Source organism: Actinocrinis sp. (assembly GCF_035650855.1).
GTDB lineage: Bacteria > Actinomycetota > Actinomycetes > Streptomycetales > Catenulisporaceae > Actinocrinis.
The window spans coordinates 1-5,788 of the sequence record NZ_DASRGV010000113.1 but is presented as its reverse complement, the minus strand read 5'-3'; the positions used below and the strand labels follow the sequence as shown (position 1 = coordinate 5,788).

Below are 5,788 nucleotides of genomic sequence, written 5' to 3'. Positions count from 1 at the left end.
TGCGGGCGCATCTCGGCCGCGCCGAGGGAGCAGTTCACGCCGACGATCAGCGGCTCGGCGTGCGCGATCGAGCTCCAGAACGCCTCCACCGTCTGCCCGGACAGGGTCCGCCCGCTCAGGTCGACGATCGCGACCGAGATCCACAGCGGCAGATCCGGGGCCACCTGCCGGGCGGCGGCGATCGCGGCCTTGGCGTTGAGCGTGTCGAAGACCGTCTCGATCAGCAGCAGGTCGACCCCGCCCTCGGCCAGAGCCTCGATCTGTTCGGCGTACGCGGCCTTGACCTCTTCGAACGTCACGGCCCGGTAGGAGGGGTCCTCCACCTTCGGCGAGAGCGACAGGGTGACGCTGAGCGAACCGACCGATCCGGCCACGAACCTGCCGCCGGCCTCGTCCGCCGCCTGCCGGGCCAGCTGCGCCGCGCGCAGGTTGATCTCCCGCACGTGCGGCTGCATCTGGTAGTCGGCCTGGCTCAGGCGGGTCGCGTTGAACGTGTTGGTCGAGGTGATGTCGGCGCCGGCCGCGAGGTATGCGCGGTGCACGTCGAGGATGACGTCGGGGCGGGTCAGCGCGAGCAGGTCGTGGTCGCCGTGCAGGTCCTGCGGATGCTCCCGGAAGCGGTCGCCGGCGTAGTCGGCCGCGGTCAGGCCCGCGCCCTGCAGCATCGTGCCCCAAGCCCCGTCCAGCAGGACGACGCGCTGCTCAAGAAGGGAGCGCAGGGACTGCGCACGAGCGGCACGATCTTGGCGAACCGATGCGGGCATGCAGGCCTCCGGGTTTCACGGAGGCGCCCTTGGGTCAGTACCCCGGGCCGAGCGTGGCGGGCAGCGTCGCCCGTCGCAGCGCCTCTCGGCCAGGATCGCCATCATCTTCCCACGGCGGGCGGTCCCACGCTCCGACAAATCTCAATCGCGGCGGCGGCGATGGGGGAGAGGTGGCAGGCGGTGAAGACGCCGCGTGCGTTGATCAGTGCAGCCCGGGACGCGAGCGCACAGATGATCTCCGCGTCGACTACGAACCGCCGCGAACCCAGATGTTCATTTTGTCCGATCTACGGCGCCGTCGATATCCAAGCGTCAGATCACACAAATCACGGGGCCGCGCACGGCGGAGAGCGCGCAGTTCGTTTCATGCATAAGAGAGATTATGCATGAGAAGCATCTCGGAAGGGGTTCGAGAGGGCATGTACGCTGGCTGACTTGCCTGGTCTGGTGGCAACGTTTCCGCTCGTGCTACGCGGTTGCGCGGGCGGCTGTGAGCTCGCGCAGGCGATCGGCTGTGGCTTGGTCGGCCGGGTAGAACGACTCGATGACGAGTTCTTCGATAGTCACGTCGGCCGCGGTCTCGACCGTCGCGGAGATCGAAAAGAATGACAGTTCGCTGTCATCGGTGCGGAGCCTGAGGGGCAGCACGACGCTGGTCGGCGGGACGGGCGCCGAGCCGCCCGGGTAGCCGGTGAGCTCGGCGTGCAGCTGCTCGAGGCGCGGGTCACCCGTTTGGTCCTTGCGGCGGCGGACCTGTTCGAGCAGGTGGGCGCGCCATTGGTCCAGGTTGGCGATGCGCGGGGCCAGTCCGTGCGGGTGCAGGGACAGGCGTAGCACGTTGACCGGCGGTTCGAGCAGCTCGGGTGCGCAGCCCGCGGTGAACAGGCTGATGGTCGCGTTGGCGTCCAGCAGCTCCCACCAGCGGTTGATCACGACCGCGGGGTTCGGTTCGTGTGCGGTCAGCACCGAGCGCAGCGCGGCGCGCACGCTCGCCAGCTCGGGGGCGTCCAGGCCGTGCTGGGGGTAGCGCGGCGCGTAGCCTCCGGCGAGCAGCAGCTCGTTGCGCTCGCGCAGCGGTACCTCGAGGTGCTCCGTGAGCTTGACGATCATCTCTGGGGTGGGTCGCGACCGCCCGGTCTCCACGAAGCTCAGGTGCCGGGTGGAGATCTCGGCCTGGATCGCGAGCTGCAGCTGGCTGAGCCTGCGCCGTTCGCGCCACTGCCGCAGCAGCTGCCCGACCTGCGGGGTCGGTGCGGTGAGGGACGTCATGGCGCGACGCTATCGCGGCCTGTTGTCGCTGGGCGATTCCCTCGCAGGTAAGCGGATCGCATTACCTGCGAGGGAATCGACGCTCCCCCGCCGGTGCCCGCATGATCGTCGGCGTCAGAGACGCAATGTTTCTCGCCGAAAGGAAACGCATCATGTCCGACCTGCGCGAGCGCTACCTCGCCTGCTGGAACGCCGCCGACGCCGACACCCGCCGCGGCCTGCTGCACGAGCTGTTCGCCGAGGACGCCGCCTACGTCGACCCGCTCGTCGAGATCGCCGGCCTGGACGCGCTCGGCGCGACGATCGCCGCCGTGCAGCAGCAGTTCCCCGGGTTCGTCTTCACCCCGGTCGGTGCGGTCGACGCTCATCACGACGTCGCCCGGTTCGGCTGGGGCCTGGGTCCAGGCGGGTCGGAGCCGGTGGTCGTCGGCTTCGACGTGGTCACCACCGGTTCGGACGGGCGGATCCGGTCGGTGGTCGGGTTCTTGGACCGGGTGCCAGGGGCCTGACAGCGGGAGTGGTTGCGGCCCGTCCTGCCGCGCTCCTGCCCCGCTCCCTTCTGCCCGTCCTACTCCCCCGCTCCCCTGTGCTCTGCTCCCTGGTTTCGACAGGAGAATCGCGATGTCCACGAGCACCCTCGCCCGGCCGGTCGCGAGCCGGCCGGGCACGGTGCCTGGCCTCGGGCCACTGGTCGTGGTCCTGGCCGGCACGTTCGTCACCTTCCTCGACTTCTTCATCGTCAACGTCGCGCTGCCGTCCATCCACGCCGACCTGCACGCCGACTCGGTGGCGATGTCACTGGTGGTGGCCGGTTACGCAGTCACCTTCGCGGCCGGCGCGGTGACGTGTCGTCAGGTTGACGTGCGTTGCGGTGGCCGGTGGCTGCGGCCCAGAGCGGTCTGGTTCTGGGCCGCAGCCGTGCGTCTAGGACAGGTTCCAGGTCTGGTTGTCGCCGCCGTTGCCGGGCCACTGGTCGACGATCGCGCCGGCGGTGGTGGAGTTGCTGTAGTCGTCGGCGGTCAGGCCGCTGCCGAGGTTGACCATCAGGTAGCTGGTGTCGCTCGGGGAGGTGTACGAGCCGACGGCGTCGAATGCCCACTGCTGGCCGGCGGCGCCGGAGCAGGTGCCCTGGTCGAGTTGCACGCCGCTGGAGGTCGATCCGCTGGGCGCTTCAAGGCACAGGCCGCTGTTGACGTTCTTGACCGTGTACGCGTTGCCGCTGGTGCGGGTGAGTGTCCACTGCTGGTTGGTGCCGGAGTGGTTGGTCCACTGGATGATTTTGCCGCCGGGTGCGGTGGATCCGCCGCTGACGTCCATGACTAGGCCGCTGTGCGCGTTGGTCAGGTAGTGGGTGCTGCCGCTCGCGGGGTTGGAGGCGCCGTTGGACCAGGTGCCGGCGCTGGTGTCCAGGGTCCAGGAGCGCTGCCAGCCGACGGTGAGCGTGCTGCCGGAGATGGTCATGGGCAGCCAGATCAGCGGTGAGGTGCCCAGGTTGCCGGTGGTCCAGCGGTCGCCGGCGTAGATGTAGGTGGCGGCGGAGGAGCCGGGGACGGTGATGATGTTCGCGGTCTGCGAGTTGTAGGTGTTCGTGCCGGTGGGGGCGAAGGTGCGGAAGGAGGACCAGGGTCCGCTCAGCGAGGTGGCGGTGGCGTAGACGTTGTCGTTGGTGGACCAGCCGGTCAGGTGGGAGCCGAGCAGGTAGTAGGTGCCGCCGATCTTGACCATGGCGGGGGCTTCGTAGTCGGCGAAGAGCGCGACGGAGGAGGCGACGCTGAGGTAGTCGGCGGAGAGGCGGTCGATGCGCAGGCCGTTGGCGCGGTCTTCGCTGAGCAGGTAACCAGTTCCGTCGGTGTCCTGGAACAGGCCGATGTCGCGGCTTTGGAAGCCGAGGGGCTGGAAGCTGCCCTGGTAGGTGTAGGGGCCGCAGACCGAGTCGCTGACGGCGACGCCGACTTTGGCCTCGGAGTAGCTGGTGTTGTCGATGTGCAGGTACATCACGTACTTGCCGGTGCTCGGGTTGTGCAGGACCTTGGGGCGTTCGACGATGCGGTTGGGGCCGAGGTCGCCGGTGGATTGGCGGGCCAGGGCGGTGGTTTGGCGGGTCCAGGTGGACAGGTCGGTGGAGCTGTAGCAGGGGATGTCCTGGAAGGCGGTGTTCGAGCTGCTCTCCCCGGTCTTGTCCTCGCCGAAGCCGTACCAGGTGCCGCCGGCGTTGATGATGCCGAGGCCGTGCAGTTGCAACGGGTTGCCGCTGGTGTCGTTCCAGGCGGCGCCGGGGGTGAAGGTGGCGGTGGCGGCGTGTGCCGGGGGCGCGGCGGACAGGGGCGCGGCGACGGCGGTCAGGGCGGCGGCCAGGAGGGCCGCGCTGCGGCGCAGGCTGCGCTTGGGGCTGGGTGCGGGTATGCGTGGGTATGGTGTGATCATCTGCTGGGCTCCGTCTTGACGGCGGGCGGGCGCGCGTAGATCACTGTGCTCGCAGGTCTGAGGGTCGTCAACGCGTGGTGCCCAGGCTGGCCACGGCGTGTGTGCGTGGGTGCGGCGGGGACGTGGGCGATGGGGCAGGCAGGAGGGTGGCGGATGGCTGAGGCGGCTTGGAGCGTGGCGGGAGGGGCGGCGCGCGCGGGCGCCGGGAAAGTTGCAGGGTGGGCCGACGGGCTGTCGGTGGAGGCTGCGATCGAGGGCGGATACGCGTCGGGCGGCGGCGCGTCTGAGGGTTGGTCGGAGGCGGCGGGTGGGTTGCCTTCCCCCCTGCTGGAGCGCAGCGTGCGGCTGGAACGCGACGCCGTGCTGATCCTGGATCGCCGGGTGTTTCCGCACGAGGTCGTGTGGGTGACGGCGCGCTCGGGGGCCGAGGTCGCGGACGCGATGCGGCGGATGGTGACGCAGAGCACCGGGCCGATCTTCGCGGCGCTGGCGGGGCTGGTGCTGACGGCGCGTCAGCAGGCTGGGCGTGCGGTGGGCGAGGCGGTCGCGGCGGTGCGTGCGGCGGGGGCGCTGCTGATCGGGGCGCGGCCGACGAACAACAGCGTGGGTGACGCGGTGCGGGCGGTGCTGGCGGCCGTGGAGGTGCAGGCGGCGCAGGCGCGGCAGGCTTCTGCTGCGTGCGGGGTGTGGGACGCGGCCGGGCTGGTCGCGCTGGTGGAGGGCGAGGCGGCGGGTCAGGCGCGCTACTTCCGGCGGCGCTGCGCGCTGCTGGCGGGGCATGCCGCGGGGTTGCTGCCGGACGGCGCGCGGGTGCTGACGCACTGCTGGATGGATTCGTACCTGATCGAGTTGGTGCGGGCTGTGCACGCGGCGGGTAAGCGGTTGCGCTATGTGGCCACGGAGACGCGCCCGTACTTGCAGGGTGCGCGGTTGACGGCGCATACGCTGGCCGAGCTTGGGCAGGACGTCACGCTGGTGACCGACGGGATGGCGGCAGCGGTGCTCAGCCCGTTCTCGGCGCTAGGCCGCGTGGATGCGCTGGTGACCGCGGCGGATCGGGTGAGCATGGACGGGCACGTGTTCAACAAGGTCGGCACGCTGGGGGCGGCGGTGGCGGCGCACGCGTTCGGGGTGCCGTTCTACGTGTTGATTCAGGCTCCTGATCCCCTCTCCCCCACCGCGAAGGACGTGGTGGTCGAGCGGCGCGACGGTGCGGAGGTGCTCTCGGTGCAGGGTGTGCGCACGGCCTCGCCGCTGGTGGAGCAGGCGTACTACCCGGCGTTCGACGTGACGCCGCCGCGGTTCGTGACGAGGATCGTGACGGACCGGGG

General features: G+C 70.2%; 5 protein-coding genes and 1 riboswitch. Of the genes, 2 read left to right on the top strand and 3 right to left on the bottom strand.

Annotation, left to right across the window (positions count from 1 at the left end; all coding sequences use genetic code 11):
* Together VFB40_RS08880 and VFB40_RS08875 are read right to left on the bottom strand one after the other, a co-directional pair.
* On the bottom strand, positions 1-764 hold a 764-nt coding region (locus tag VFB40_RS08880; protein ID WP_324848825.1), incomplete at its 3' end, for a homocysteine S-methyltransferase family protein.
* A 14-nt stretch (positions 765-778) separates the two neighbouring features.
* A riboswitch (S-adenosyl-L-homocysteine riboswitch) is annotated at positions 779-857 on the bottom strand.
* A gap of 375 nt (positions 858-1,232) precedes the next feature.
* Positions 1,233-2,033: a helix-turn-helix domain-containing protein gene (locus VFB40_RS08875; protein WP_324848824.1), complete on the bottom strand. Its 801-nt coding sequence runs from the start codon at positions 2,031-2,033 to the stop codon at positions 1,233-1,235.
* A gap of 152 nt (positions 2,034-2,185) precedes the next feature.
* Between VFB40_RS08875 and VFB40_RS08870 the strand changes: the two genes are divergently transcribed.
* Complete coding sequence (locus VFB40_RS08870; protein WP_324848823.1) at positions 2,186-2,542, top strand: nuclear transport factor 2 family protein; 357 nt, start codon at positions 2,186-2,188, stop codon at positions 2,540-2,542.
* A gap of 415 nt (positions 2,543-2,957) precedes the next feature.
* Here the strand turns inward: VFB40_RS08870 and VFB40_RS08865 are convergent, their stop codons facing one another.
* On the bottom strand, positions 2,958-4,457 hold the full coding sequence (locus VFB40_RS08865; protein WP_324848822.1) for an RICIN domain-containing protein: 1,500 nt from the start codon (positions 4,455-4,457) through the stop codon (positions 2,958-2,960).
* 153 nt (positions 4,458-4,610) lie between these two features.
* Here VFB40_RS08865 and VFB40_RS08860 point away from each other — a divergent pair.
* On the top strand, positions 4,611-5,788 hold a 1,178-nt coding region (locus VFB40_RS08860), incomplete at its 3' end, for a translation initiation factor eIF-2B alpha/beta/delta subunit family protein (RefSeq protein ID WP_324848821.1).

Bases quoted from the DNA above. Each gene is read 5' to 3' on its own strand.
- VFB40_RS08865 (WP_324848822.1), bottom strand. From the start codon at position 4,457: ATGATCACACCATACCCACGCATACCCGCACCCAGCCCCAAGCGCAGC.
- VFB40_RS08870 (WP_324848823.1), top strand. From the start codon at position 2,186: ATGTCCGACCTGCGCGAGCGCTACCTCGCCTGCTGGAACGCCGCCGAC.
- VFB40_RS08875 (WP_324848824.1), bottom strand. From the start codon at position 2,033: ATGACGTCCCTCACCGCACCGACCCCGCAGGTCGGGCAGCTGCTGCGG.